Origin of the sequence: Pseudomonas corrugata (assembly GCF_001269905.1) — a bacterium.
Taxonomy (GTDB): domain Bacteria; phylum Pseudomonadota; class Gammaproteobacteria; order Pseudomonadales; family Pseudomonadaceae; genus Aquipseudomonas; species Aquipseudomonas corrugata.
On sequence record NZ_LHVK01000003.1, the window covers coordinates 121,069 to 147,378 of the forward strand.

At 62.9% G+C, this 26,310-nt stretch carries 22 protein-coding genes and 2 pseudogenes; 4 read left to right on the forward strand and 20 right to left on the reverse strand.

Features of this window, described 5'->3' with window-relative positions; genetic code table 11:
• The first annotated feature begins 44 nt into the window (after positions 1-44).
• Together AD665_RS00770 and AD665_RS00775 are read left to right on the forward strand one after the other, a co-directional pair.
• Positions 45-1,451, forward strand: coding sequence for an adenosylmethionine--8-amino-7-oxononanoate transaminase (locus tag AD665_RS00770; RefSeq protein WP_024778860.1), 1,407 nt, complete (start codon positions 45-47; stop codon positions 1,449-1,451).
• A 131-nt stretch (positions 1,452-1,582) separates the two neighbouring features.
• Positions 1,583-2,302, forward strand: a complete 720-nt coding sequence (locus AD665_RS00775) for a 16S rRNA (uracil(1498)-N(3))-methyltransferase (protein ID WP_024778861.1) — start codon at positions 1,583-1,585, stop codon at positions 2,300-2,302.
• A gap of 127 nt (positions 2,303-2,429) precedes the next feature.
• On the opposite strand, the gene AD665_RS00780 is transcribed toward AD665_RS00775, so the two are convergent.
• Together AD665_RS00780 and AD665_RS00785 are read right to left on the reverse strand one after the other, a co-directional pair.
• Positions 2,430-3,332, reverse strand: a complete 903-nt coding sequence (locus AD665_RS00780) for a transporter substrate-binding domain-containing protein (RefSeq protein ID WP_053190547.1) — start codon at positions 3,330-3,332, stop codon at positions 2,430-2,432.
• A 23-nt stretch (positions 3,333-3,355) separates the two neighbouring features.
• Entirely contained in the window at positions 3,356-4,597 is a 1,242-nt protein-coding gene (locus AD665_RS00785) for a D-amino acid dehydrogenase (protein WP_053190548.1), read from the reverse strand.
• Positions 4,598-4,703: 106 nt separating this feature from the next.
• On the opposite strand from AD665_RS00785, the gene AD665_RS00790 reads away from it, so the two are divergent.
• Positions 4,704-5,621 (forward strand): LysR family transcriptional regulator, encoded by a 918-nt coding sequence (locus tag AD665_RS00790; RefSeq protein ID WP_024778864.1) that lies wholly within the window; start codon positions 4,704-4,706, stop codon positions 5,619-5,621.
• On the opposite strand, the gene trhA is transcribed toward AD665_RS00790, so the two are convergent.
• Positions 5,618-6,235 (reverse strand): PAQR family membrane homeostasis protein TrhA, encoded by a 618-nt coding sequence (trhA, locus tag AD665_RS00795; RefSeq protein WP_053190550.1) that lies wholly within the window; start codon positions 6,233-6,235, stop codon positions 5,618-5,620. The two genes, AD665_RS00790 and trhA, sit on opposite strands and share 4 nt — an antisense overlap.
• Positions 6,236-6,388: 153 nt before the next feature.
• On the opposite strand from trhA, the gene AD665_RS00800 reads away from it, so the two are divergent.
• Entirely contained in the window at positions 6,389-7,309 is a 921-nt protein-coding gene (locus AD665_RS00800; protein WP_024778866.1) for a LysR family transcriptional regulator, read from the forward strand.
• 124 nt (positions 7,310-7,433) lie between these two features.
• Here AD665_RS00800 and madM read toward each other — a convergent pair whose 3' ends face one another.
• The 17 genes and pseudogenes from madM to AD665_RS00880 form a co-directional block, all read right to left on the reverse strand.
• Entirely contained in the window at positions 7,434-8,198 is a 765-nt protein-coding gene (gene madM / locus AD665_RS00805) for a malonate transporter subunit MadM (RefSeq protein WP_024778867.1), read from the reverse strand.
• 5 nt (positions 8,199-8,203) lie between these two features.
• The gene (gene madL, locus AD665_RS00810) at positions 8,204-8,596 is read right to left on the reverse strand and encodes a malonate transporter subunit MadL (RefSeq protein ID WP_053190551.1); all 393 of its coding nucleotides are present in this window, start codon (positions 8,594-8,596) and stop codon (positions 8,204-8,206) included.
• 67 nt (positions 8,597-8,663) lie between these two features.
• Complete coding sequence (gene mdcH, locus AD665_RS00815) at positions 8,664-9,584, reverse strand: malonate decarboxylase subunit epsilon (protein ID WP_024778869.1); 921 nt, start codon at positions 9,582-9,584, stop codon at positions 8,664-8,666.
• Complete coding sequence (locus tag AD665_RS00820) at positions 9,581-10,204, reverse strand: malonate decarboxylase holo-ACP synthase (protein ID WP_024778870.1); 624 nt, start codon at positions 10,202-10,204, stop codon at positions 9,581-9,583. Before AD665_RS00820 ends, mdcH begins: the two co-directional genes overlap by 4 nt.
• The gene (mdcE, locus tag AD665_RS00825; protein WP_024778871.1) at positions 10,198-11,001 is read right to left on the reverse strand and encodes a biotin-independent malonate decarboxylase subunit gamma; all 804 of its coding nucleotides are present in this window, start codon (positions 10,999-11,001) and stop codon (positions 10,198-10,200) included. The genes AD665_RS00820 and mdcE overlap by 7 nt, the downstream gene beginning before the upstream one ends.
• Positions 10,998-11,849, reverse strand: coding sequence for a biotin-independent malonate decarboxylase subunit beta (locus tag AD665_RS00830; protein WP_053190553.1), 852 nt, complete (start codon positions 11,847-11,849; stop codon positions 10,998-11,000). The genes mdcE and AD665_RS00830 overlap by 4 nt, the downstream gene beginning before the upstream one ends.
• Complete coding sequence (locus AD665_RS00835; protein ID WP_024778873.1) at positions 11,842-12,141, reverse strand: malonate decarboxylase subunit delta; 300 nt, start codon at positions 12,139-12,141, stop codon at positions 11,842-11,844. Before AD665_RS00835 ends, AD665_RS00830 begins: the two co-directional genes overlap by 8 nt.
• Positions 12,141-13,016 (reverse strand): triphosphoribosyl-dephospho-CoA synthase, encoded by an 876-nt coding sequence (locus tag AD665_RS00840; protein WP_024778874.1) that lies wholly within the window; start codon positions 13,014-13,016, stop codon positions 12,141-12,143. Before AD665_RS00840 ends, AD665_RS00835 begins: the two co-directional genes overlap by 1 nt.
• Positions 13,016-14,686, reverse strand: coding sequence for a malonate decarboxylase subunit alpha (gene mdcA, locus AD665_RS00845; RefSeq protein ID WP_024778875.1), 1,671 nt, complete (start codon positions 14,684-14,686; stop codon positions 13,016-13,018). The genes AD665_RS00840 and mdcA overlap by 1 nt, the downstream gene beginning before the upstream one ends.
• A 260-nt stretch (positions 14,687-14,946) precedes the next feature.
• Positions 14,947-15,353, reverse strand: a pseudogene (locus AD665_RS27715) (hypothetical protein).
• Positions 15,316-15,869 (reverse strand): annotated as a pseudogene (locus AD665_RS26575) (transcriptional regulator). Before AD665_RS26575 ends, AD665_RS27715 begins: the two co-directional pseudogenes overlap by 38 nt.
• A gap of 52 nt (positions 15,870-15,921) precedes the next feature.
• Positions 15,922-16,401: a chemotaxis protein CheW gene (locus AD665_RS00855; RefSeq protein ID WP_024778876.1), complete on the reverse strand. Its 480-nt coding sequence runs from the start codon at positions 16,399-16,401 to the stop codon at positions 15,922-15,924.
• Entirely contained in the window at positions 16,394-22,327 is a 5,934-nt protein-coding gene (locus AD665_RS00860; protein WP_053190556.1) for an Hpt domain-containing protein, read from the reverse strand. Before AD665_RS00860 ends, AD665_RS00855 begins: the two co-directional genes overlap by 8 nt.
• Before the next feature lie 171 nt (positions 22,328-22,498).
• Positions 22,499-24,553, reverse strand: coding sequence for a methyl-accepting chemotaxis protein (locus AD665_RS00865; protein ID WP_024778878.1), 2,055 nt, complete (start codon positions 24,551-24,553; stop codon positions 22,499-22,501).
• 180 nt (positions 24,554-24,733) lie between these two features.
• Entirely contained in the window at positions 24,734-25,273 is a 540-nt protein-coding gene (locus tag AD665_RS00870; protein ID WP_053190558.1) for a chemotaxis protein CheW, read from the reverse strand.
• 10 nt (positions 25,274-25,283) lie between these two features.
• On the reverse strand, positions 25,284-25,649 hold the full coding sequence (gene pilH, locus AD665_RS00875) for a twitching motility response regulator PilH (protein ID WP_024778880.1): 366 nt from the start codon (positions 25,647-25,649) through the stop codon (positions 25,284-25,286).
• A gap of 47 nt (positions 25,650-25,696) precedes the next feature.
• Complete coding sequence (locus AD665_RS00880; protein WP_024778881.1) at positions 25,697-26,122, reverse strand: response regulator; 426 nt, start codon at positions 26,120-26,122, stop codon at positions 25,697-25,699.
• Positions 26,123-26,310 lie beyond the last annotated feature (188 nt).

A 26,310-nucleotide genomic window follows, 5' to 3' on the forward strand; every position in this document is an offset into this window, starting at 1 on the left:
TGTTTGGCCCGCGCCCGCCGCGAGCCGCCTCGAGGAGACTGTAGATGGGCCTGAACAACCAGTGGATGCAACGCGACCTCGCAGTGCTGTGGCATCCCTGCACCCAGATGAAAGACCACGAACAACTGCCGCTGATCCCCATCAAGCGCGGTGAGGGCGTCTGGCTGGAAGATTTTGAAGGCAAGCGCTACCTCGACGCCGTCAGCTCCTGGTGGGTCAACGTATTCGGCCATGCCAACCCACGCATCAACCAGCGAATCAAGGACCAGGTCGACCAGTTGGAGCATGTGATCCTCGCCGGTTTCAGCCACCAGCCTGTGATTGAGCTGTCCGAGCGCCTGGTGAAAATGACGCCAGAAGGACTGACACGGTGCTTCTACGCCGATAACGGTTCGTCCTGCATCGAAGTGGCGATGAAGATGAGCTTTCATTACTGGGTCAATCGCGGCCGTCCCGACAAGAAGCGCTTCGTCACCCTGAGCAACAGTTATCACGGCGAAACCATCGCGGCGATGTCGGTAGGCGATGTGCCGCTGTTCACCGAGACCTACAAGGCGTTGCTGCTGGACACCCTCAAGGTGCCAAGTCCCGACTGCTACCATCGCCCTGAAGGCATGAGCTGGGAAGAGCATTCACGCACGATGTTCGCCGCCATGGAACAGACCCTCGCCGAACACCACGACACCGTGGCCGCGGTGATCGTCGAGCCGCTGATCCAGGGCGCCGGCGGCATGCGCATGTATCACCCGGTGTACCTGAAGCTGCTGCGCGAAGCCTGTGACCGCTATGGCGTGCACCTGATCCATGACGAAATCGCCGTGGGCTTCGGCCGCACGGGAACGATGTTCGCCTGCGAGCAGGCCGGTATCACGCCGGACTTCCTTTGCCTGTCCAAGGCCCTGACCGGTGGTTACCTGCCGCTGGCGGCGTGCCTGACCACCGACGATGTCTACAGCGCGTTCTACGACGATTACCCCACCCTGCGCGCCTTTCTGCATTCCCACAGCTATACCGGTAACCCGCTGGCCTGCGCGGCCGCCTTGGCGACGCTGGATATCTTCGAAGAAGACCACGTCATCGACAACAACAAGGCCCTGGCCCAGCGCATGGCGAGCGCCACCGCGCACCTGGCCGATCACCCGAACGTGGCCGAAGTGCGCCAGACGGGCATGGTGCTGGCCATCGAGATGGTCAAGGACAAGGCGAGCAAGACCGCTTACCCCTGGCAGGAGCGACGCGGCCTGAGCGTGTTCCAGCATGCCCTGGAGCGCGGTGCGTTGCTGCGGCCGCTGGGCAGTGTGGTGTATTTCCTGCCGCCGTACGTCATCACCCCGGAGCAGATCGACTTCCTGGCACAAGTGGCCAGCGAAGGCATCGACATTGCCACCCGGGATACGGTCAGCGTGGCGGTGCCGAAGGACTTCCACCCGGGTTATCGCGATCCGGGCTGAGCCTGGGCCACCGCCATCGCGGGCAAGCCTTGCTCCCACAGAGAAATGCGAAACCACTGTGGGAGCAAGGCTTGCCCGCGATGAGGCCGGGCGCTTCAACCACGATCATTTTTTTCTTGCAGAGACTCCACATGAGACTGTCCCGCTTCTTCATCGACACCCCCCTGAGCCTCGGCGCTCACGAGTTGCCCGAAGCCCAGGCCCATTACATCGGCCGTGTGCTGCGCATGGCCGAAGGGGATGCGGTGCAGGTGTTCGACGGTTCGGGCCAGGAGTTTCGCGGTAGCCTGGCCGAAGTCGGCAAGAAGCGCGTGCGGGTGCAACTGGATGAGCAATTCGCCGGGCAGCCTGAATCGCCACTGCGCATCCACCTCGGCCAAGGCTTGTCCCGGGGCGAGCGCATGGACTGGGCCATCCAGAAAGCCACCGAGCTGGGAGTCAGCGAGATCACGCCGATTTTCAGCGAACGCTGCGAAGTGCGCCTCAAGGACGAGCGCGCCGACAAACGCCTGCTGCACTGGCGCCAGGTGGCGATCAGCGCTTGTGAGCAATGCGGACGCTCGACCGTACCGGTGATCCATCCGCCGTTGCTGCTGGCCGACTGGCTGAAGCAGACCGATGCCGAGCTGAAGCTGGTGCTGCACCCGGTAGCCGAGCCACTGGTCAGTCATGCCAGACCCTCGACGCTGGCGTTCCTGATAGGCCCCGAGGGCGGTTTGTCCGATGCCGAAGTCGAACAGGCCGCCAGCGCCGGTTACCACGCCGCCCGCCTCGGTCCCCGCGTGCTGCGTACCGAGACCGCGCCGGTGGTGGCGCTGGCGGTGGCGCAGCAGCTGTGGGGGGATTTCTAGACCCGTCGAAGTTTCACTTGTGGGAGCGAGCCTGCTCGCGATAGCGGTGTATCAGTCAATCACCTCCTGATTGACACGCCGCCTTCGCGAGCGGGCTCGTTCCCACAATGGTTATTGGCGTTGCCGATTATTGCACCGGATCACTCACCGGCCTGGCGATGATCGCCTTCAGCTCACTGGTCATCGGAAACTCCAGGTTCAGGCCCTTGGGTGGTATCGGTTTCTGAAACCAACGGTCATAGATGGCGTTGATCTCACCTGACTTGTACAGGTCCCCCAGGGCCGCATTGACCAACGCCAGGAATTGCGGATCGTCCTTGCGCACCATGCAACTGTAGATTTCCCGCGACTGTTCTTTGCCCACCACGACCCAGTTGTGTGGATCACGGGCCTTGGCTCGTTCGCCATAGAGCAGCGCATCGTCCATGTAAAAAGCCGCCGCCCGACCGGTCTCGAGCATCTGGAACGCCTCGCCATGGTCTTTCGCACTGATGATGAACATGTCGGCCTGGTTGTCCTGGTTGTAGCTTTTCAGGAAACGCTCGTTGGTGGTGCCTGCGGTGGTCACCACGTTCTTGCCGCGCAGGTTGGCAAAGCTGTGGATACCGCTGTCCCTGGCCGTCAGCAGTTGACCCTTCACATAGATGAAACCATAGGAAAACGCCACCTGCTTCTGCCGCTCGGCCGTCACGCCGGTGGAGCCACACTCCAGGTCGACGGTGCCGTTCTGCACCAGCGGGATGCGGGTCTGGGAGGTCACCAGGTTGTACTTCACATCCAGTTGCGGCAATGCCAGTTGGGTCTTGATCCGCTCGACGATTTTGTTCGCCAGGTCCACTGAGTAGCCCATCGGTTTGCCGCTGCTGTCACCTATGTAGGAAAACGGCACCGAGGCGTCGCGATACCCCAGGGTGATGCCGCGGGTATTGGCGATTTTCCCCAGCGTGCCGCTCGGAGGGGCTTGTGTAGCCTGGACATGGGCGCTCAACAACAGGCTCAGGGTGCAGCCGATCAACGTGATTTTTTGCATTGTTATTCTCCGTTGCGGGTGGGTCAGGCGGCGCGGGGCGTGAGGCCCTGCAGATCAATGGACGGCGTGCGCTGGCGGATCAGTTCGCTGAGCAGGCGAGCGCTGCCGCAAGCCAGGGTGAAACCCAGTGCTCCATGGCCGAGGTTGAGCCACAGGTTGCGATAGCCGGTGGCGCCGATCAGCGGCACGCCGCTGGGCGTGGCCGGGCGCATGCCGGCCCATTCGACGGCGTGTTCATAATCCCCGGCCAAGGGAAAAGTTTCCCGGGCCTGGCGCTTGATCAAGGCCAGGCGCCGCGGATCCGGCGTCGGGTCGAAGCCGACGATATCCACCATCGCCGCCACCCGCAAATGTTCGCCGATTCGCGCATAAACGATCTTGCGGTCATAGTCAGTGATGCTCAGGTCCGGAGCCCGATGCGCTGCGCCGATAGGCACGGTCAGGCTGTAACCCTTGAGCGGATACAGCGGCATTCGCACTCCCGGTAACGCCAGGGTCGCGCTGCGGTGACCGGCGGCAATCACGAGGCTGTCCACCGGCAAGCGCTGTCCATTCAACTCGATGGCGTGCACCTGGCCATCGGCGTGGCAAATGCCAGTCACCGTCTCCCCCAACAAGAATTCACAGCGCCCCGATGCCTGCAAGCGTGCGGCCAGTTGCTGGCAGAAAGCGTGGCAATCGGCGACCTCCTCGTCCGGCGTGTAGATCCCGCCCACCAACGGCACGCCCGCCAGCGCCGGCTCCAGGCTCGCGCACTCGGCGGGCCCGAGCACCTGCTGGTGCAGGTTGTCCGCCAGTCGCCGCCGGGCATGTTGGAAATGGTTGGCATCACGAAACGTCACCAGCTTGCCGTTGCGCCGCCAGCCGAAGCCATCAAGGCGATCGTCTTCGCGCCAGCCCTGCAAGGTGGCCTGGCTCAGCAGTGCCAGGCGTAACAGGTGGGCGCCGTTGCGTCGGTTGATCGACGTCCGGCACGCCGCGATGAACGCAGCCATCCAGCGCCACTGGGCAGGATCCAGGCGGGGCCGCAACCTGAGTGGCGAATCCCCGCGCAACATCCAGCCGAGTGCCTGCCAGGGCACCCCGGCGTCCGCCAGGGGGGCCACGTAGCGATAGGACAATTGGCCACCATTGGCAAAGCTGGTCTCGCTGCCCAACGCATCCCTGGCCTCCACCAGCGTCACGTCGACGCCGTCGCGAACCAGCGCATAAGCCGTCGCCAACCCGACCACGCCACCGCCAATGATGCACGCCCTTTGCCCCATGCCCGCCTCCTAACCGTTTCCGATCAGTTGAGGTTAGGGGCAGGTGACAGGTCCGGAACAATAAATAAAGATGGAGCACCTATAAACAAGGGTTATGGGCTCGCCAATGCGCCTCCGTCACATCGAGATTTTCCAGGCCATACGCCAGGCCGGCTCCATCAGCGGCGCCGCGCAGTTGCTGCATGTCTCTCAGCCGGCGGTGACCAAGGTGCTGCAGCACGCCGAGCAACAGCTGGGATTTGCCCTGTTCCTGCGAGTGCGCGGCAAGTTGCAGGCCACCCCCGAAGCCCTGGAGCTGGAACGCGAAGTCGACAAGGTCAGCGAAAGCCTGCAAGGCGTGCGACGACTGGCCCAGAGCCTGCGCCGCGAGCCCGGTCACAACCTGCGTATCGGCGCGACCCCGGCCCTGGCCCTGTCACTGCTGCCGGCGGCCATTCATCAATGGACCCGGCGCTACCCGGACATTGTCTGTGAACTGTCCAGCGCCCACAGCCGTGAGCTGGTGCAGAACCTGTTGATGCGTGAGATCGACGTCGCCCTGACCTTGCAGCCGCCTGATCATCCGGGGCTCAAGGCCCAGACCCTGGCCAGCGGCGTGCTGGTGGCGCTGGCCCCAAAGGGGCACTGGAGCGATGCGGCGGTGGGCAAACCGATGTCGTTGCAGGAATTGGCCGGCGCGCCCCTGATCGGCCTGTCCAGCGCCGATCCGCTCTCGGCCAGGCTGGACGGCTATCTCGAAGCAGTGGCCCCTGCGCCGCGCATCAGCATCGCCGTGCAGACCTATTCGCTGGCCCGGGCCATGGTGGAGTCCGGTGCCGGCATGGCCGTGATCGACCCGTTCACGGCCCTTGGCGCCTCGAAGACCTCCACGGCGATCCGACCGTTGTCGCCACCGCTGCCCATCTCGCTTTACGCCGTGACCCGGGCCAATGAAGCGCCGGCGCACACCCTGGGCACCCTGCTGGAGATTTTCGCCAACCAGGCCCAGGGGCAACTGGACGGGCTGTTCACGGCTGGCCGCTAAAGGACATAGAACAGAATCGCCACGAAGTGCAGCAGGCTGCCGGCGATCACAAACAGATGCCAGATGCCATGGGCATGGCGCAATCGGTTATCGAGGGCGAAGAAAATGATGCCCACGGTGTACAACACCCCGCCCGAGGCCAGCCAGGCGAAACCAGTGCTGCCCAGGGTTGCCAACAGCGGCTTGACCGCCACCAGCACGATCCAGCCCATCACCGCGTAGATCACGATCGACAGAATCCGCGCTTCGGACCGCGGCTTGATTTCTTGCAGGATGCCGATCAACGCCAGCCCCCAGACGATCCCGAACAACGTCCAGCCCCAGGGCCCGCGCAGGGTTACCAGGCAGAACGGTGTGTAGCTGCCGGCGATCAGCAGGTAGATCGAAAAATGATCGACCTTCTGCATGATCGCTTTCTTGCGCCCGCGCACGCTGTGGTAGACCGTCGAGGAGCTGTACAGCACCAGCAGGGTGAACCCATAGATCGCCACGCTGACGATCTTCCATGGATCGCCGGTCAGCCCGGCAAGCACCACCAGCCATACCCCGCCGATAAACGCCGCAATCGCTCCAACCAGGTGGGTCCAGGCGTTCAGTCGCTCCCCGTGATACATCGATTCCTACCCCTCCATGATGAAACACGCGCCAAGGCTCAGGCCTGGGGCGCAAAAGTGCAATGGTTTGCTGTGAGTTGCGATCCGCTGTAAATCTCCTCGCTCCCAGGTTCATTGGGGCACAATCGCATGACACGAATAAGAGCCCGCCCCATGTTGATCGACGAAGAATTGACCCTGAAGAAACTCGAGGTGTTCCTGGCCTTCATGCGCACCGGCAACCTGGCGCGGGCGGCGGCAGAGTTGCAGACCAGCAACGTCAGCGTGCACCGGGCCATCCATTCGCTGGAGAGCGCCCTTCGCTGCCCGTTGTTCAAGCACGAAGGCCGCAATCTCACACCGCTGGAAAGCGCCTATGTGCTGGAGGAACGAGCGCAGAAACTGATCCAGGACGTGGTCGAAAGCGTACGCCTGACCCGCGAGGCCGCCGGGTTCTCCGCCGAGCGCTTCAAGCTGGGGTCGTTGTATTCGCTGACAGTCAAGACCGTGCCGCAGTTGATCATGGGCCTGAAGATCCGCCGCAGCGAACTCAACATCGACCTGATCATGGGCTCGAACATCGACCTGCTGTACAAGCTCAAGAACATGGAAGTCGATGCCATCCTGGTGTCCCTGGACGACAGCGTCAACGATCCGGACTGCGAACACATCGCTCTGTTCTCCGACGACATATTCCTCGCCACGCCGGCCGACTCACCGTTTGCCCAACGTAGCGAAGTCGACCTGGCCGAAGTCCGTGACGAGACGTTCATCACCCTGACCCAGGGCTTCGCCACGCATCAGGACGGGATTCGGGTGTTCAGACAGGCAGGCTTCGAACCGAAGGTGGCGATGCAGGTCAACGACATCTTCACCCTGTTGAGCATGGTCAGCTCCGGGGTCGGTTATGCCTTGTTGCCGGGCCGGATTGCGGCGGTGTATGAAAACCGGGTGAAGCTCATCCCATTGCAGGAGAAGTACCGCTTGCAGCAGCACATCGGCGTGGTGTTTCTCAAGGCCAAGGAGCGTGATCCGAACCTGCTGGCGTTGCTTGCCGAATGCCGGATGTATGCCAATCGCCAAGCCATCCCATGATCGTCCCCACGCTCTGCGTGGGGACGCAGCCCGGGACGCTCCGCGTCCCAAAAGCGTGACGCAGAGCGTCAAAAGAGGCATTCCCACGCAGAGCGTGGGAACGATCAGAACTGCAGCCTGCAAACTAGCCCATCAGCCCGCGCATGATCAGGAACAACAACGAAGGGCCCAGCAAACAACCCAGCGCGGTATAGAACGCCGCCGTCAGGCATCCATACGGCACCAGCTTCGGATCGGTCGCCGCCAGCCCGCCGGCCACGCCGCTGGAGGTGCCCATCAACCCGCCGAAGATCACCGCACTGCGTGGATTGTTGAGGCCGATCAGCGGCGCCACGAAAGGCGTTGCCACCATCACCAGGATCGCCTTGATCAAACCTGCGGCAATGGACAGCGCCATAACCTCGGAACTGGCGCCGATAGCCGCGCCGGTGACCGGCCCGACGATATACGTGACCGCTCCGGCGCCAATGGTAGTCAGGCTCACCGCATCGGTGTATCCGAACGCCATCGCCACACCCACGCCGGCAATGAACGAGGTGCCCACACCGACAAACAACGCCACCACCCCGACAAAGCCGGCACGCTTGAGCTCCTCGACACTCACCCCAAACGCCGTGGCGACAATGGCAAAGTCCCGCAGCATGGCGCCGCCCAGCAAACCAATCCCGGAAAGCAGCGGAATGTCCACCACCCCCTTATGCCCCCCAGTCATCGCCCCGCCGATATACGACAGTATCAGCCCCAGCAGAATAGCGATGGCCGAACCGTGCAGTCGGCCCTTGGTGAATGTGTTGCTGATCCAGTACGACACCCACATGGTGATGCCGACAACCGCAAAACCACTGATCAGGCCATAGCCGGTAATCACTTTCATCATTGATTCGTACATAGTGATCACCCTACCGTCTTCACGGAAACGTTGGCTTCAGGCCCTTTGTTGCCAATGCGCACCAGCACCGGCACCAACGCAAAGGCAATCACCACCGCCAGGATCCCGGCCAGGATCGCCATCGGCCCGCCCTTGAGCGCGCCATAGACATTTTGCTGGGCTGCCATGGCAACGACGATGGGAATGTAGATCGCACTCCAGAATTCCACGCCGGCCTCGGATTTGCCCTTGAACAGACCGCGTCTGCTCAGATAGCTGCCCAGGCCGATCAACAGCAGCATCGCAATGCCGACTCCGCCGACGTTAGCCGGCACGCCGATCAGTTTGCCCAGCAGCTCACCGATGAAAATACCCGTCAGGGTACAAAAGGCCAGAAACGCCACACCGTAAATAATCATTGTTGTAGTCCTCAAAGTGCATCGTCGAAGTTGTTGTTTTTGTGCTTCGCCAGCTTGAGTCGATGGTCTAGGGTTGGCGGCGTCCCTCCTCTGCGAGCAGCGCTTGCAGGGTATCGAGCCGGGCACCGTCAAAGGCCATGACAGTGCCCTGCTCGAACACCCGGCGTGCCAGGCCGGTCAGCACCGCACCAGGTGGCAGCTCGATCTGCAAGCGCACGCCTCGCTCATAGGCACTTTGCACCGTACCGCGCCAATCGACGACGCGGCACATGTTGAAAGCCAAGTCGTCGCGCAAGGCGTCGGGCTTTGTCACAAGCCGGGCGCGGCTGCCGCTGAGATAACCCAGCGTGGGGACTTGCAGCGGCACGTCGGCAAATGCCTGGGCCAATGTTTGCGCCGGCCTCTCCAGCAACGGGCAATGGGACGGCACGCTCACCGCCAGGCGGCAGGCCTTGCCGGCGCCCTGGCTGCGTGCGTGGCTGGCAACCACCGCCATGGCCTCGTCGCTGCCGGCGATGACCACCTGGTTATCGGCATTGATATTGGCCAGGTAGACCGGCGTTGCGCCGCTGTGCACCTGGGCCAGCAAACCTTCCACGACGGCGAGGTCCAGGCCGATGATCGCGGTCATTCCATAGCCTTGCGGATAGGCCTGCTGCATCAGTTCGCCCCGCAGGCTGACCAGCCGCAACGCATCCTCGAACCCCAGCGCACCCGCCACCACCGCCGCCGGATATGCGCCGATGGACAGCCCCGCCACGTAGTCCGGCGCCGGGGCTTGCTCCAGCAAGCGGCGCGACGCCGCCACACCCGCAATCAACAGGCACAACTGCACGGCGCGGGTCGATTGCAAGGCCTCGGCGCCGTCCAGTTGCAGCACGTCTTCACCGAGCACATCGCTCGCCTCGGCCAACACATGCGGCGCCAGGCCATGGAGCATGCCCGTGCGCTGCGCACCCTGGCCGGGGAATACCAGGAGGCTGCTCATGCGACCTGCTCCAGCGACGGCTGCCAGGGATCGCTCACCAGCCGCGCCTGGAGGTCATCCTTGAGCAGGACCCGACGCGACGGGCCCGCCCACTCTCGCAAGGCAACAGCGCCGAATGGCGTCTGCAACTGCATGTCCACGACGCACACCAAGCCGTCCAGTTGCGCCAGCAAGTCCCTGGCCTGGACGCGATCCATCGGTTGCGGCGTGCGCAGGATCAGGTCAAGGTCGCTGCGCTCATGCAGTGCCTCGATGCCGCTGGCGAGTTCGAACCCGGCGCTGCCGCTGATGCCCCAGGTCCAGCCGCAGGCGTTGAGTATCGGCCGCAGGCGGGACAACACCCGCAGGGCCGGCAAGTTCCGTTGGCAGTCGATGTGGCACAGGTCTTCCGGGCGCACCCGACGCCGGATCGCTGACAGCTGCATCAACGTGGCGTAACGCTGCTCCCGAGCCCGACCACGAACACCCACCGCCACCTGTCCCGGCGCCGTCAGCGCCCGCCGCACCACCACCGGTTGCCCGAGGCCGAGGGCTTGCACAGCCCACGCCGGCGCATCCGCTGGCAACTGCTGCGGGGTCATCCCCCAGAGCAGGTCGTGCGCCAGGAAGGTGTTCACCACTGCGCGCTCAGCAACTGGCGAACTTGGCTGGAAGCGGCCCGATGGGGCGCCCCAAGGCGGCCGCTCAAATTTCGAGGCGCACCGGCCACATCGTTGATCGCTTGCTGCAGGCAATCGGTGACCCGGGCCAGATCGGTCGCCGATGGCTGCTCTATCTGCTCGACCGACAGGGTTTCCCACAACAACCCCAGACTGGCATAGCTGTCGATGTCATAGGCCATCGGCGGCACGCTGGCGGCCAGGGCTTCCAATTCTTCTACACTGCGCAGAGTCACCCGCGCTGCCGAGGCCTTGCCCATGGCGTGGACCATCACCCCAGGATCGCGCAATGCAATCAGCCGGTTGGCCTGGTAGCCGTGGGCCAGGAACGCCCCGGACATTGCCTTGCCCACCAGCAAGCCGATCACCGGATGTCCGGCCAACCGGGCACGGGCATAACTGTCCGCCGCACCGGCCAACGCCTGATGGATGCCCAGGGCCTCCTCCCGGCGACCATAGGCCTGGCTGGGTACATCGACAATGGCGATCAGCGCACGCTTGCTGGACGCCTCGCGGTCAGCCTCGATGGCGTCATCCACCGCCTTGGCCAGGCCCCAACCTTCCAGCAGACCGACCTCTCCGTTGCGCGCCCGGGGAAAACGATTATCGGGATCGGCTACCACCGCCAACAGGCGCACGGTCTGCCCGCCTAACCTGGCATCGGCCGCTTTCACCGAAGCGGGCAATCCCGGCAGCGGCTCGGTGCCACCACTCAAGGCTTCGAACCAGCGCAAGCCTCTCAATGAATACGAACTCATGGGCGTTCTCCCTGATACAACTGGCGAACCGCTGCCGGTTCGATCTGCACGTCAGTGTCCAACCGGGCCAGGTGCTGCAGGAACAACTCGGCCTGGCCGCTGCGGTGTACGGCGGGCACGCCCAGGTGCAACAACTGGCTGACCTGCTGGCGGATCTGCTGCACATCATCGGCGCAATAACGATCCACCAATCCGCTGGCGAAACGTTGCTCGCCACCGGTCAGGCTCCAGATGAACGGGCGGTCCCGGGAGTCGTACTCCTCGATTCCGGCCTCCTGTTCAATCACTTGCGGACCGTTCAATCCCAGCCGCGCCTCCTGGGTCACCAGCAAATAACTGCATAGCCCGGCGGCGATGGACATGCCGCCAAAGCAACCGACACTGCCCGCCACCACACCGACCACCGGCTGGTACTGACGCAGGTCGACAATCGCAGCATGAATCTCGGCAATAGCCGCCAACCCCAGATTGGCTTCCTGCAAACGCACACCGCCGGTTTCCAGCAGCAGTACCGCACGGGTCGCAATGCCCTTGCGGTTGTCCTCGGCGGCCAGCTCCAGGGCGCCGGCGATCTTCGCCCCACCCACTTCGCCAAGGCTACCGCCCTGGAACGCGCCTTCGATGGCGGCGATCACCACCGGCAGGCCGTCGAGGCTGCCTTTGGCAATCACTACGCCGTCGTCGCTTTGCGGTACCACGCCTTGGCGCAGCAGCCACGGCGACATGATTCGCTGGAACGGGTCGAGCAGTTCGCGAAACGTACCGTCATCGAGCAAGGCCTTCGCCCGTTGCCGGGCACCGAGTTCGACGAAGCTGTGCTTGTTGAGCAACGCTGCACTGTCAGTCATGACCGATCTCCTCGAAACCTTGCTCCAGGCGCAGACGCACCACGCCGGGGGTGGCGCCGAAATCATGGATATCGATGGACAGCGCGGGTGGCGTCTGGCCGTCGAACATCCGGCTGAAGAGATGCTGCCAGCGTTGCTCGCTGCCATTGACCGAGGTCTGCACCTGGATAGTCAGCTTGCCTGCCAGCCCCGGCTCGATCAGCACTTCCAGGTCACCCGAGCCGACACAGCCCACCAGCGCCCGGCCCCGTGGCGGCTGCCCGGCGGGAAATTCAAAGGATAAGGTTTCCATCAGCAAACTCCCTGGATGACGCTATCACCCGACTCGATACGGTCGATGAACAGGCAGGCCGCGAGCAGGTCGGCGGCGCCGCCGGGCGAGGCGTTCAATGCAATCAGTTGTTGGTCCAGTGCGTGCAATCGGCGACGGCCGTCAAGGCTCGCACTGCCACCGGCATCCAGTACCGCCTGGGCACCGGCCTGCATGGCCCGCAAACCGGGTTCGCCGGCGCGGTACAGCACACAGGTGTCCGCCAGTTGGCTCATGATCGCCAGTAAGGCATCGAGCCGGGCGTTCTGCTCGCCATGGGCCTGGGTGCGGCTGCGCCTGAGTTGCGGCAGTGCGCGTTGCATGATCGAAGGAAAGCCAAGCTGCGCTTCTTCCCTTGCACCGCGTGCGCCGTAGCGCTGGGCCACTTGGGCGCCATGACTGAGGGGTCTTGGCGCGTAGCGATCTTCAAGCAGCGCCAGGCGTGCGGCACGCAACGTGACGGCACCGGCTGCGCTGGATTCAGGCTCCAGCGCAGCCGCCGCCACCAACAGGCCCAACGCCCAGATCGCGCCACGATGGGTATTCACACCATCGGTGGTGGCGAGCATCGCCGCTTCGCCTTCACGACCGATGCGCCCGAGGGCTTCGCGCAGCGGCAGGCCCACTTCACCGAACGCCAGTGCCGCGTCAGCCATTTCCTTGAAGGCCGGCCACAAGGAAAGCGCCGAGGCATGCATCAGTCCCAGGTGCAGATCGGTATGGGCGCCATTGCCACGGCGGTCCACCAGCGCCGGTTTGGGCGACAGGTCCGCTTCGTCGATCAGCGCGTCCACCGCCAGGTCCGCCAGCCGTTCGGCCAGGGTCAGCGTTTTCGGTTGCAGGTTGAGTGCGTGCATTACCAGCTCCTGAACTTGGCGGGTGGGTTGTAGAGGCCGCCGGACCACTCCACCAGGTCGGCCACGCTCTTGGCGGCGAGTAATTCGCGGGTGGCGTCGGTGCGGCGGATACCCAAGTCTTCGGGCAACGCGATCAGCCCTTCGCGGCGCATGCGGGCAGTGTCCTTCGGGTCGTGGCGCAGGCCGATGGCGGTGACCCCGGCAACCGCCGCGATCATCGCCTGGCGCTCTTCCAGTGAGCGGGCCTTGTACAGATAGGCGATGCCCTCTTCAGTCAACAGATGGGTAACGTCGTCGCCGTAGATCATGATCGGCGCCAGGGGCATGCCGGCTTTCTTCGCCACGTCCACCGCATCGAGGGTGTCGACGAACGTCGGTTTGCCGCCCTCCTGGAAGGTCTCGACCATCTGCACTACCAGCTTCTTGCCGCGTTCGAGCAACGGGGCCTCGCCGTCGCCGTGGCGCATGTCGAGCCAGGCCGGGGTACCGTGGCGGCGACCACGGGGATCGTGACCCATGTTCGGCGCACCACCAAAACCGGCCAGTCGGCCTCGAGTAACCGTCGAGGAATGACCGTCACCATCCACTTGCAGGGTGGCACCGATGAACAGGTCAACCGCGTACTGGCCGGCCAGTTGGCAGACCATGCGGTTAGAGCGCAGCGAGCCATCGCGGCCGGTGAAGAACACGTCCGGCCGGGCGGCGATGTAATGTTCCATGCCCAGTTCGGTACCGAAGCAATGCACGCTCTCGACCCAGCCGCTTTCAATGGCCGGGATCAGCGTCGGGTGAGGATTGAGGGTCCAGTTGCGGCAGATCTTGCCCTTCAGACCGAGAGATTCGCCGTAGGTCGGCAGGATCAGCTCAATGGCGGCGGTGTTGAAGCCGATGCCGTGGTTGAGGGACTGGACATTGTGCTTTTCATAGATCCCACGGATCGCCATCATCGCCATGAGCACATGCACAGGCTTGATGTGGCGCGGGTCGCGGGTGAATAGCGGTTCGATGTAGAACGGCTTGTCGGCCACCACCACGAAATCCACCCAGGACGCCGGGATGTCCACTCGTGGCAAGTCGCTGACGTCATCCACCAACTGGTTGACCTGGACGATGACGATGCCATCGCTGAAGGCCGCCGGCTCGATCAGCGCCGGAGTGTCTTCGGTGCTGGGACCGGTGTAGATGTTGCCGGCGCGGTCGGCCATGAAACCGGCCGAGAGCACCACGTTGGGAATCAAGTCCACCACCAGCCGGGCGTAGAGTTCGATGTAGGTGTGGATCGCGCCGATTTCCAGCAGACCGTCTTCCAGCAACTGGCTGATACGCAGGCTCTGGGTCCCGGCGAAGGAAAAATCGAGCTTGCGGGCGATGCCGCGTTCGAACAGGTCCAGGTGCTCGGAGCGGCCGACACTGGGCATGATCATGTGCAAGTCGTGCAGCTTCGAAGGATCGGCCTTGGCCAGGGAACGCGACAGGAAATCCGCCTGTTTCTGGTTGTTGCCTTCCAACACCACACGGTCGCCAGGTTCTATCAGAACCTGCAACGCCTCGACGATCCGATCGGTGGGCAATACCACACCATCGACCATGCCCTTCACCTGTTCGAGACGCCGCTGCTTTTCGCCGCGCCGCCGCGTCCAGCGCGAGTCGGGGGATATTGTTGTTGTCATGACCACTCCACGGGTTCGCTGTCGTGAGGATTACCTTAGGAGTGATGGGACGATGGCATCAATCAAGCTCGACGGTGGATCGTTACGCTTGGAGTAATGGTTGAAATGAATTTCGTGTGGGAGCGAGCCTGCTCGCGATGGCGGTGGGTCAGCCTGTATCTGTTCTGAATGGGGCGCCGCTATCGCGAGCAGGCTCGCACACAGGGTTGTGGTGGGCTCAGATTCTGCGGCTTGCGCCAGGATCAGTAGATGTCCATCAATCACCGGACCCGCTCGAGCAGTTCCACAGCACTCTCAATCAGTTGAGCGAGAAGCCCATGATCTTCATCCATGTAGCCTTCGTATTCGGCAAGATTGCGCCGTTCATGGCAAAGCGCAAATATGCGGACCTGAAGCTTGCTGGCATCTGCCGTTTGAATCAGACATTAAAAAACCAGATAACGCTTGTCCGAACGATAGCCGCTCAAGCGCAGTGCCGTAAGCGCCAGGGCATGAGCCGCGTTGTAGGCCAGGTCAAACCGGCTGGCGAATGAAAGAGACGGCGTTTGTGCGTCATTGAGGCGAGCCATTGCCGAGTGCATCAAACCTCGCATTCCTGGCGATCAGGCGGTTCGGCCTTAAGCCCGCCACTACGTAACAGATTCTCCAGGCTTTCCTGGTATCCCATCCTTGGACTCCAAAGGGTCTTCACCCAGCAAGCTGATCTTGTCCTGTTGCGCCACTCGCACCACGAAGTGGTTGCCAGCTGCAAATTTTGCGACCCAGTCCTGAGGCGCGTAGAGCGTAGGGTTGAGAGGTCGGCCCAGTTGCTCTTCCAAGGGCATGAGCCTTGGCGATGGAACCGTAGACGAATGCCCATTTTAGCTGCCCGGAAAAAGGCTCCAATGCTTGGCGAATCGGCTCGGCTATGCCGATGGTTTTGCGAACGATGCCCAGCAGTTCAGCGTAAATCGGGCAGTGTGTATTGGCCTGGTAATGGGTTTTGGTTACCTTGACGAGTCAACCTCAGAACGCCCGAATTCTGCAAGCGCTCCAGCTCGCGCATCAGACTGCCTTTGCCCACTTGAGCCCAGCGAGCAATCTCATTGGTGTAGAAACTCTGATCCGGTTTCCCGAACAACAAACCCAGGATCCGTTGCTGGGTTACCGTAAATAATGCATCGCTGAGAGAGAGATGATTCATGGAGAAACCATAAGTCCCAAAAAGGGACCGATAGGTCCCTTTTTGGGAATTATCAAGTCTTAAGACCTCCAGAGGGGCTAATGAGTCCGGCGGCGATCACCAGTTCTTCCAGGGCCAACAGATCCGGCACCTTCGCCACATGCTCGCCCACCTGCACAGCCGCCTGCTCCAGCCCGCACAACGGCACGTCGACGTAACTCAACTGGCTATCGAGCTTGTAGGAGCGCGGGATGCCCTGCACCAGCAGGGCGATGAACTTCAATTCCGCTCGACCGCCCAAGGCGTTGAGCACGGCGATACGGGCGCGTTCGCCAATCACGGTTTTCTGGTCGCAGGCGGATTCGAAGCTCAACAATGGGATCTGCCGTTCACGCCAGGTGACCCAACCCAGGAACCACGGCGGGGTGTCCATATCGAAGGTGCCGCGCTGATAGTCGATCAGCTCGGCCACGGCCACATTGGGCAACACCAGATGCCGGTCCGCCAGGGGCAACAGCAACCCGGTCAGGTAGCGGGTGCGGTGGTCATGCATGGGGTTTGCTCCAGTGGGCGATGCTCTCGAGCAACACTGACTCCTGATAGGGCTTGCCCAGGTAGTCGTTGACGCCGATGGCCATGGCCCGGTCTCGGTGTTTCTGGCCGGTGCGGGAGGTGATCATGATGATCGGCAGGTGAACCAGGCGCGGATCGTTGCGCACCTGCGTCGCGACCTCGAAGCCGTCCATGCGTGGCATTTCGATATCCAGTAGCATCAGGTCCGGGGTGTGCTCGGCCAGCACCGCCATGGCATCCACGCCGTCTTTGGCAGTCAGAACGTGCATGCCATGTCGCTCCAGCAGGCGGCTGGTGACCTTGCGGACCGTCACCGAATCGTCCACCACCAGTACCAGCAGTGGCCGCTGATGCTCGCCCTCGCCTTCGGCCAGTACCGGGCGGCGTGGGGCCTGACTGGGCATGGCGCGGATCGGTGCCAACAGATCGAGAATCAGCACCACCCGGCCATCACCAAGGATCGTCGCGCCGGAGAGGCCCTGTACCGCCGAGAATTGTGAGCCGAGGCTTTTCACCACGATCTCCCGGGTCCCGACGGTCGCATCCAGCTGTACTGCGATATGCCGTTCGTTGCAATGCATCAGCAACAGGGGCAAGGACTGGCTCTGACCCAGCAGTTTAGGGCGGGGAGCGCTTTTCAACAGCTCGCCCAGGTAGCACAGCTCATAGCGTTGCCCGGCGTAGGTATAGGTCGGTGGATCGAGCTGGTAATAAGCCTCCAACTCGGCAGGCAGCACCCGCACGATGCTTTCGATGGTGTTCAACGGAATCGCGTACAGGTCTTCGTGACATTGCACCATCAGGGCCCGGTTGACCGACACAGTAAAGGGCAGGCGGATGCGGAAGTGCACACCCTGCCCCGGCGTCGAGTCGATCACCATGCTGCCGCCCAGTTGCCGCACCTCTTCGTGGACCACGTCCATGCCGACGCCACGCCCGGAGATCTGGGTGATCTTTTCGGCGGTGGAGAATCCCGGTTGCAGGATGAATTGCAGCACGTCGCGGTCGCTGATGTCGGTGTCCGGTGCCAGCAGCCCGCGCTTGATCGCCTTGCGCCGCACCGCGTCCAGCGGCACGCCGGCGCCGTCGTCACGGATATCGAAAACGATGTCGCCGCCTTCGCGGGACAGGTCGAGGCTGATACGCCCACGGGCCGGCTTGCCTGCGGCAATGCGCACGTCGGCCGGCTCCAGGCCATGATCGACGGCGTTACGCAGCATGTGCTCCAACGGCGCGGCCATGCGCTCCAGCACATTGCGATCCATCTCGCCTTCGGCATTATCGACGACGAACTCCACATCCTTGCCCAGCTCCTGGGCCACTTGCCGGACGATGCGCTGGAGCCGCGGCACCATACGCTCGAACGGCACCATACGCGTGCGCATCAGGCCTTCCTGGAGCCGGGTATTGATGCGTCGCTGTTGCTGCAAAAGGTTCTCGGCATCATGGTTGCTGCGATCCAGGGTTTCCTTGAGATCGAGCAAGTCCGAGGCAGACTCGAACAACGCCCGGGATAATTGTTGCAGCTGGGAATGACGGTCCATCTCCAGCGGGTCGAACTCTTCGTAGCCCAGGCGCTCGGCCTCCACTTGCTGGCGACTGAGGATCCGCCCCTGGGTTTCGGTGTCCAGGCGTCGCAACTGGTCGCGCATGCGCTCGATGGTGGTTTCCATTTCGCTCAGGGCCACATGCGCATCGTTGACCTGCTGTTCGATTCGGCCACGGAAAATCGACGTTTCCCCGGCGAGGTTTACCAGATCGTCCAGCAGTTCGGCAGACACCTTGACCATGTCCGTACCGTCGCTCGATGCACCTGGCTCGGGCTTGGCGGCCACGGGTGTCGCGACTACCGCCAGGGGCACGGCCGGGGCCACTGAGGGCTCCGGTGCCGGGGCTTCGCTGTGCTGCGGGTGGTTGACCGCCTGGATCTGCGTAATCAGCCGGTCCGCCGGCGGGCATGCCAGGCCGGCCTGCACAGCATCGAGCATGTGGGCCAGGCGGTCATGGCTGCTCTGCAGCAGGACGAACAGCGCCGGCGTCGGTTGCAGCAGGCCTGCGGACAAGCCTTCGTAGAGGTTTTCCAGTTCATGGGCCAGGTCGCCAATGGGCCCGATCTCCACCATCCGCGCACCGCCCTTGAGGGTGTGCAGGTCTCGCAGCAGGGTTTCCACCGCCTGGCGATTCGACGGTTCGGCTTGCCAGCGCAGCAAGGCCGCGCCGGAGCTGTCGAGGATGTCGAAACCTTCCTCCAGAAAGATTTCCAGCAACTCGGGATCGTGACTGGCGGTGTCGCCCGGGATCGACCCGGCGCCCTCGACGGCGTTCGGCTTGTCCTGACGGAATCGGCGGATGGCGTCAATCAGCGAAACCGGATCGCCTAACGTCTGGCCCTGTTGCAATTGTCCAAGCAGCAGGTCGAGGCGTTCGTGACTGCTGTTGAGCAGCTGAGCCAGCTCATCGCTGTAGTTGTATCGACGGTCTACCAGGCCTTCGTAGAGGTTTTCCAACTCTTGGGCCAGATCGCTGATCGGCCGGATATCAGCCATCCGTGCGCCGCCCTTGAGGGTGTGCAGGTCCCGTTGCAACGAGGACAGCGACGCCCCGTTGTCCGGGTCGGCCAGCCATCGTTGCAAGGCCTGGGCCGCGTTCTCCAGGATATCCTGGGCCTCTTCGAGAAAGATCGAGGTGATGTCGTCGTCCATCGACGTGTCGGCGGGAACGTCGCGTTCGAGTTCGGCGGTTGCACGACCCAGCTCGCGGATGCTCAAGGTGCGGCTGCCATCGCTGCGGATCAGGCCCGTGGCCGACGGATCGAGTCCGGCCTCGAGCAGGGCGTGCAGGGCATGCACCCGCTCGGGCCGTGGATGCACATGCTGACCGGCCGCCAACTCATCGAGCATGTCGATCAACGCTTCGTGGGCGCGTTGCGCCTGCTGGAAAAATTCGTCGCTGACCGTCAGGCTGCTTTCTTCAACGGCGCCATAAAGATCGAGCAAGGCTTCGCAGAGTTCGTCCACCGGCTGCAGGTCGGCCAAGTGCGCCCCTTCGCCGAGCGTCGTCAGCTCATCCAGTAACGCACTCAATTCCTGCCCCTCGCCGGGATGCTGTTGCCAGCGTTGCAGCAGGTTTTCGGCGTCCAGCAGGATGTCCATGCCCTGGGACAGGAAATCGTTGATCAGTTGCGGGTCACGCTTGTTCCGCGCGCCATTGTCCGAGGTACCGCTGACCGCCTGCAGGCGCTCGGCCAACAAGGCCTGGGCCCGCAGGATCAAGTCCGCAGCCCCGGAAATCGGCGCCAGCGGATCGCTGTGCAACTGGCGCAGGCCCAGGCGCAGCAGGCCTTCGGCTTCCAGCAGGCACTCGACTTCATCCAGGTCGAGGGGAATCAGGTGCACCCTGTATTCCCGGGCAAGCTGATCCATCGCCCCGGCCAGTTCGGCAATCGGCAGCACCCCGGCCATCGATGCGCTGCCCTTGAGGGTGTGCAGGGCACGCTGCAATTCGTCACTGGCCTGCAAGGGCAAGTGCTCGGCAGCCTGATCGAGAAAACGATTGATGCCGGCGAGATGCCCCTGGGCTTCACTATCGAAGATTTTCAACAGCAGCGGGTCGAGGGCGGCCACGTCCAGTTGGTCTTCGTCAAGCTCATCATTGCCCCTGGCAAGGCCGTGCGCGCGTGCGGCCAAACGGTCGACATCGTCACGCTGGCGCTGAAGATGGGCGGCAAAATCGGCGACCAGGGCGGGCAACAGCCGCACCGTGTCGTCCACCAGTTGCAGGACCGTAGCTCCCGGCTCGACGCTGCGCTCCAGCACCCGGTTGAGCAGGTTCTCCACCGCCCAGGCCAGTTCACTCAGCACCAGTGCCCGGACCATGCGGCCGCTGCCCTTGAGCGTATGGAAGGCCCGGCGCACTTCCCCCAGGGCGACCTGATCAGTGGGGTGAGCGGCCCAGCGCGGCAGGTATTCGTGCAGCGCCTCCAGCACCTCGCCGGTCTCCTCGAGAAAGACCTCACGCAACTCTTCGTCGACCGGATGCTCATCCGCCGGGGGCGGCAGCAGACTGCCGGGCGTGTTCCTGGCCGGCGGATTGACCGCCGAGACCGGGTTGGCCAGCATGTCGGCGAGGGATTGCACGGTCTCTGGATCATCCAGCTCTTGCAGGTCCTGCATGACCTGGGCCTCGTTGGGACTCAGCACATCATCGAGCAACGGTACCCGGGCCTCGTCCGGAAAATAGCCGAGCGCAGCCAGGCTCCCCTCGACCACCTCCAACAGCGCCTCACCAGGTGCCTCCGGATCTTCGCTCAAGCGCTCCAGATAGTACTCAAGGCCGGTGATCACGTCGGCCAGATGGTCAAGCTCTTCCCAACCCGGTCGGGCCTGGTCCGGCAGCAAGTGGTCGCGGATGAATCCGTTACAAGCCTCCACCAGACCGGCAGCGCGGCTCAGGGGGATCATCGCCAACGCTCCGCGGACCTGGGTCAGCAGGGTCGGCAGGGTTTGTAATTGCTCGCTGTTCCAGTCGGCGTCGATGTAGTCGACGATCATGTCCTTGGCCTGTTGCAGGCAGGTGTGGGCTTCCTTGATGACAATCTGGTGGATCTGGGTCAGGTCGGTGGTGGGCAGTTGACTGTCTTCACGACTTTCAGGCTCGACGGTGCCGACCATGCCGGCCAGGTTGGCCTCGACATAGAGCAAGGCACCGGCGACGTCCATGAGGGTCGCGTCATCGGGCTCACGCTGCCCCTGGGAGAGGCTCAGTACCACCGCCAATTGATCGATGATGACCTTGCGCGGCTGGCCGAAACCGAGCACCGCCAGGGTATCGGCGATCTGCCGCAGGGGCGCCAGCAAACTGTCCAGCTCCGAGGCGTGCTGGCGATCGCTGCGCACGAACAGGTCCAACCGCTCCTTGACCCGCACCAGCTCCTCGCAGAGCGCGGTGAGCACCGAGCGCATGGCATCACGGTCGGGCCCGGCCAGGCGCGCACGTTCTTCGTCGAGCATGGCGCTGTCAGGCAGCGCGTCGTCCAGTGAGTAGCGTTCTTTCATGATCTGCATTTGCCCGCTGGGATGTTCGGCCTTGGCAATATAGAACAACAAGCTCTTGAGCAGGTGTGGCGGTGCCGGTTGATTGATGCCAGGCATGCCGTGCTCCAGCAGGCGCTTGAGTTCCTTGTCGGCTTCCTTTAACAGGCTGCGCAACGCCGGGCTGTTGGCAATGCGCCCGTCACGCATGCCTTCGACCAGCGCCGAAGCCACCTGCCACAGGGCATTGAGCGGCGCCCCGGCGCAGAGCCCTTCCAGACGATGAAAGACCTTGGCCAGGTAACCAAGATGGGTAGCGTCATCCTGCTCGCGCAACAGTCCCACCAGAGCCACTTGCAAGGTCTGGCGCAACTTGCGCAAGGTGCCGGGCAGGTCCGCCGGTTCGAGCCGCTTCAGTGCCGCATCGCCGAGGGGAGCGATGTCGGGCAGCTCCGGGCTGAACAGGCTGGTCTCCGACAGCAGGCCCTCGCCCCGGGCACTGCGCAGGTCGTTGATCAGCGGCAAGACCACCAGCGGCAGGTCGCGGCGGGCACCCTGGATGCGGTCCAGGTAGATTGGCATCTGTCCCAGGGCCTGGCTCAACAGGCTGATGGCTTCTTCGCGATGAGCAATGTGGTTGTCCTGCAAGGCGCTGCACAGCTGCTCCATCTCTTCGGCCAGCAACGCCGCGCCATAGAACTCAACCATCTGCAGGCTGCCATGCACCTGGTGAATGCAGGCCAGGCATTGCTCAAGGGCGTCCACCGCCTGCGGGTCATCCACCAACCGGTTGAGGGCCAGATGGGCCTGCTTCAGCGTTTCGGCAATCTCGCCCTTGACCCATTCCAGGGCCACATAGTCGTGCCGATCACCCATAACCGCTCCAATCCGGCAAATACACGCTCCTTGTGGCGGGAGGACTCAGCTGTGGGAGCAAAGCTTGCTCGCGATAAAGGCAACTCGATCTCCGGCCTGACGCGTCGCTCTCATCGCGGGCAAGCCTTGCTCCCACATGATTCCCCTCGCCCCGTATACCGCCTCCAACAATCAAGACTTGTCCTCATCCTTAGCCGCCGGCAACGTGAACCCGGATACCGACCGACGCAGTTGGCTGGCCATTTTCGCCAGGTTGCCAATGCTCTCTGCTGTAGCGGTGGAGCCGGACGATGTCTGTGTGGTGATCTGCTGGATCACGTTCATCGTCAGGGAAATCTGCCCCGCCGAGGTGGTCTGCCGCTGCGCCGCGTTGGAAATACTCTGGATCAGCGCGGCCAGGGTCTTCGACACGCCCTCGATCTCCTCCAGGGCCACGCCGGCATCCTGGGCCAACCGAGCGCCGCGAACCACTTCGCTGGTGGTCTGCTCCATTGAGATTACCGCTTCGTTGGTGTCGGCCTGGATCGCCCGCACCAGCGTTTCGATCTGTCGGGTCGCCGCCGAAGAGCGCTCCGCCAGCCGCTGCACTTCATCGGCCACCACCGCGAACCCGCGTCCCGCATCACCGGCCATGGACGCCTGGATCGCGGCGTTGAGGGCCAATATATTGGTCTGATCGGCAATGTCGTCGATCAGGCTGACGATGTCGCCGATTTCCTGGGACGACTCGCCCAGGCGCTTGATGCGCTTGGCGGTGTCCTGGATCTGCTCCCGGATGTTGTCCATGCCATGAATGGTGTTGTGCACCACCTCGTTGCCCTTGTTGGCGATTTCCACGGAACGCTCGGCCACCGCTGACGACTCGGCGGCGTTGGCCGATACCTGATCGATGGACTGAGCCATTTCATTGATTGAAGTCGAAGCTTCGCTGATCTGCTGGGCCTGATGCTCGGAAGCCTGGGCCAGATGCATGGCGGTGGCCTGGGTTTCCTGCACCGCGGCGGCGACCTGGCCGGCGGTGAGATTGATGGTGGCGACCAGGTCGCGCAATTGATCCACCGAATAATTGATCGAATCGGCGATGGTGCCGGTGAAGTCCTCGGTGACCGAAGCGGTGACGGTCAGGTCTCCATCGGCCAGATCGGCGATTTCGTCCAGCAGGCGCATGATCGCGTTCTGGTTACGCTCGTTCTTCTCTGCGGTCTCGTACAACTGGCGGTTGGTTTCACGCACCATCACCAGGCCGATCAGGATGATCGACATCAATGCCAGCAGCCCCAGGACGTAACCACCAATGGCGTGAACGGAGCGGCCACCGGCCAGGTTCTCCAGTGCCGTGGTCAGGTGCGAGGCTTCGTCCAACAGGGTCTGTGACAGATTGAAGATGTTGCCCGCCGACTCGCGGACCTTGAACAGCTCCGGCGAGGTTTCGAGGATTTCGTCCACCGAGCCCGAGACGAACTCGAACAGTTCGCTGATTTCGCTCAGGCGTGTCCGGGCATCGCGATCCTGGACCTGGGAGATCTTCAAGGCCGGGTCGCCTTGCAACATCCCGTTGAGCACCTGGCCGAAACGTGCGGCATCGCGGCCAAAGGTATCGGCGGCCTGGCTGGCGTTTTCATCTCCCGCCAACACGGTATTCACCGCCCCCAATATACGCTCGGCCAACAAGGATTGGCGCTGGGCCATGGCCACCTGGGCGGCAGGCGCACCCCGTTGCAGCAGGATCTCGACGACTTTTTCGTATTCGACCTGCAACTGCGGCACGGTCTCGGCCAGGGTCGCCGCCACCTGATGCAGCGACAGCACGGTCTGCTCGCTGGACAGGATGGCATCAGTGTTCTTGAGCAGTCGTTCCCAGTCCAGTTGCACGGCGCGCATCTGCGGCCGCAGAGTCGAGGGCGCCGGAGGCAGGCCGGTCACTGGGTCACCTTGCTTGAGGTATCCCCAGCGCTGGGCAAAATCGTTGCGTGCATCGCTCAGCAACTTGAACGCCGCAGCCTTGCCGGCGGCGGCCTCGGTGGCATTCTTGGCAATGCGCTGGGACAGCACCCGCAACTCACCGGCATGACCGATGTACTGTTTATCGTAGGTAGACTGGGTGTTGAGGTACGCGAAATTGGCGAACAGCAGCATGATGAAAACAATCAGCGCAACGAACAGCACGATGATCTGCGAACGACTGCGCGACGCTTCCAGTGGCTTGCCTGTGTTTGCTTTGATCATCGATTTTCGCCTGTACTGCCCAATCCAACTCGCCATTGGTGACTGATCTCAGGGCGGCGCTGTGGGAGCAAGGCTTGCCCGCGATGAAAACAACACGGTTTGCTGCCGACCCAGGCGTCTGCATCGCGAGCAAGCTTTGTTCCCACAGGCTCGCTCCCACAGGAGGCTGCGCGGTGTCTGTTAAATAGCCACATCCATGAACCCCTCCGACTGCGTCAACGCAAAAGGGCTGAATACCTGCCACTGCCGCTCGCCACGAAACCGGCCCTTGACGAAGGCGGCTTCCGGATAGTCGCGGTCGCCCGCTTGCATCGGCTCCAGGTTGTCCTGGGTGAAATGCTGCAGCCCGAGGACCTCATCGACCAGCAACCCGGCGAATACCTCGCCATGATCCACCACCAGCACCCGCCGCTGCTTGCGCACCGTCGACAGTTCATGACCGAAAAAACCGCACAGGTCCATCAACGGTAACAGTCGGCCCCGCAGGTTGGCCACGCCACGCACCCACGGCTTGACCCCGGGCAGATGCGTATGGCGCGGCTCGTGCAGCACTTCGCTGACCTCTTCCATGGGCGCCACGTACCAACGCTCGCCCAAGCGAAAACCGATACCGCTCCAGGCATGACGGTGGGTCGGCTGGGACGGCAGGTCCGCCGCCAACGACCGGCAGCGTCGATCGATCTGCAGCAACAGCTCGAAAGCAGTCAGGGATGGGCTCATGGCCGCGCTTTCAACCCGCCAGTACGTTGTTCAGGGTCTTGATCAGGGTTTCTTCGTCGACCGGCTTGGTCAGGTAGTCCTTGGCGCCCTGGCGCGTGCCCCAGACTTTGTCGGTTTCCTGATCCTTGGTGGTGATGATGATCACCGGGATGTGGCCGGTTTCCGGATCCTTGGTCAACTGGCGCGTGGCCTGGAAACCGTTGAGACCGGGCATGACGATGTCCATCAGCACCGCGTCGGGTTTCTCCTGGCGGGCCAGGGCCACGCCGTCGGCGCCGTTCTCGGCCTTGAGGACCTGATGACCGTGTTTTTCCAGCATGCCGGTCAGCTTGTACATTTCAGTCGGCGAATCATCGACGATCAGAATTCGTGCCATGGTGTTCCCCATTCTTGTCGACCCCCAGGCTCTGCGGCCGGATGTCATTAATGTGCCTGGTGCGGCTGGACGGCGGCAAAGCCCGGAACATGAGCTTGTATCGCGCCCAGCAGTTCTTCCTTGCTGAAAGGCTTGGTCAAAAACTGATCGGAACCGACAATGCGTCCCTTGGCCTTGTCGAACAACCCGTCCCGGGACGACAGCAGGATCACTGGCGTAGCCTTGAAGGCGCTATTGTTCTTGATCAGGGCGCAGGTCTGATAGCCATCCAGACGCGGCATCATGATGTCGACAAAGATGATGCCTGGATGATGGTCGGTAATCTTGGCCAGGGCATCGAAGCCGTCGACCGCCGTGATCACCTCGCAACCCACATTGCGCAGCAAGGTTTCGGCGGTACGGCGGATGGTCTTCGAATCATCAATGACCATGACCTTCAAGGCGCTGGGTTGCTGCGTAGGATGCTCTGCCATTGCCACTGCGAACCGGTTTTAAACGCGTAAATGCGACCGACGGCGCAAGCCCTTGATGTTCAAGGCCCGCGCGCCACATGGCAGCCTTTTTAGCACAGTCTCCAGCGCCGGGCTATCGGCCGGGCGGCACGGTGGTTTTTCCTTGACCGCGAATCCGGCGGACGCCACTCTGACGCCACTTTTTCACG

Excerpts from the sequence above, each read along its gene's own strand:
- AD665_RS00770 (WP_024778860.1), top strand. The coding sequence starts at position 45 with ATGGGCCTGAACAACCAGTGGATGCAACGCGACCTCGCAGTGCTGTGG.
- AD665_RS00775 (WP_024778861.1), top strand. The coding sequence starts at position 1,583 with ATGAGACTGTCCCGCTTCTTCATCGACACCCCCCTGAGCCTCGGCGCT.
- AD665_RS00780 (WP_053190547.1), bottom strand. The coding sequence starts at position 3,332 with ATGCAAAAAATCACGTTGATCGGCTGCACCCTGAGCCTGTTGTTGAGC.
- AD665_RS00785 (WP_053190548.1), bottom strand. The coding sequence starts at position 4,597 with ATGGGGCAAAGGGCGTGCATCATTGGCGGTGGCGTGGTCGGGTTGGCG.
- AD665_RS00790 (WP_024778864.1), top strand. The coding sequence starts at position 4,704 with ATGCGCCTCCGTCACATCGAGATTTTCCAGGCCATACGCCAGGCCGGC.
- trhA (WP_053190550.1), bottom strand. The coding sequence starts at position 6,235 with ATGTATCACGGGGAGCGACTGAACGCCTGGACCCACCTGGTTGGAGCG.
- AD665_RS00800 (WP_024778866.1), top strand. The coding sequence starts at position 6,389 with ATGTTGATCGACGAAGAATTGACCCTGAAGAAACTCGAGGTGTTCCTG.
- madM (WP_024778867.1), bottom strand. The coding sequence starts at position 8,198 with ATGTACGAATCAATGATGAAAGTGATTACCGGCTATGGCCTGATCAGT.
- madL (WP_053190551.1), bottom strand. The coding sequence starts at position 8,596 with ATGATTATTTACGGTGTGGCGTTTCTGGCCTTTTGTACCCTGACGGGT.
- mdcH (WP_024778869.1), bottom strand. The coding sequence starts at position 9,584 with ATGAGCAGCCTCCTGGTATTCCCCGGCCAGGGTGCGCAGCGCACGGGC.
- mdcE (WP_024778871.1), bottom strand. The coding sequence starts at position 11,001 with ATGAGTTCGTATTCATTGAGAGGCTTGCGCTGGTTCGAAGCCTTGAGT.
- AD665_RS00830 (WP_053190553.1), bottom strand. The coding sequence starts at position 11,849 with ATGACTGACAGTGCAGCGTTGCTCAACAAGCACAGCTTCGTCGAACTC.
- AD665_RS00835 (WP_024778873.1), bottom strand. The coding sequence starts at position 12,141 with ATGGAAACCTTATCCTTTGAATTTCCCGCCGGGCAGCCGCCACGGGGC.
- AD665_RS00840 (WP_024778874.1), bottom strand. The coding sequence starts at position 13,016 with ATGCACGCACTCAACCTGCAACCGAAAACGCTGACCCTGGCCGAACGG.
- mdcA (WP_024778875.1), bottom strand. The coding sequence starts at position 14,686 with ATGACAACAACAATATCCCCCGACTCGCGCTGGACGCGGCGGCGCGGC.
- AD665_RS00855 (WP_024778876.1), bottom strand. The coding sequence starts at position 16,401 with ATGCATGACCACCGCACCCGCTACCTGACCGGGTTGCTGTTGCCCCTG.
- AD665_RS00860 (WP_053190556.1), bottom strand. The coding sequence starts at position 22,327 with ATGGGTGATCGGCACGACTATGTGGCCCTGGAATGGGTCAAGGGCGAG.
- AD665_RS00865 (WP_024778878.1), bottom strand. The coding sequence starts at position 24,553 with ATGATCAAAGCAAACACAGGCAAGCCACTGGAAGCGTCGCGCAGTCGT.
- AD665_RS00870 (WP_053190558.1), bottom strand. The coding sequence starts at position 25,273 with ATGAGCCCATCCCTGACTGCTTTCGAGCTGTTGCTGCAGATCGATCGA.
- pilH (WP_024778880.1), bottom strand. The coding sequence starts at position 25,649 with ATGGCACGAATTCTGATCGTCGATGATTCGCCGACTGAAATGTACAAG.
- AD665_RS00880 (WP_024778881.1), bottom strand. The coding sequence starts at position 26,122 with ATGGCAGAGCATCCTACGCAGCAACCCAGCGCCTTGAAGGTCATGGTC.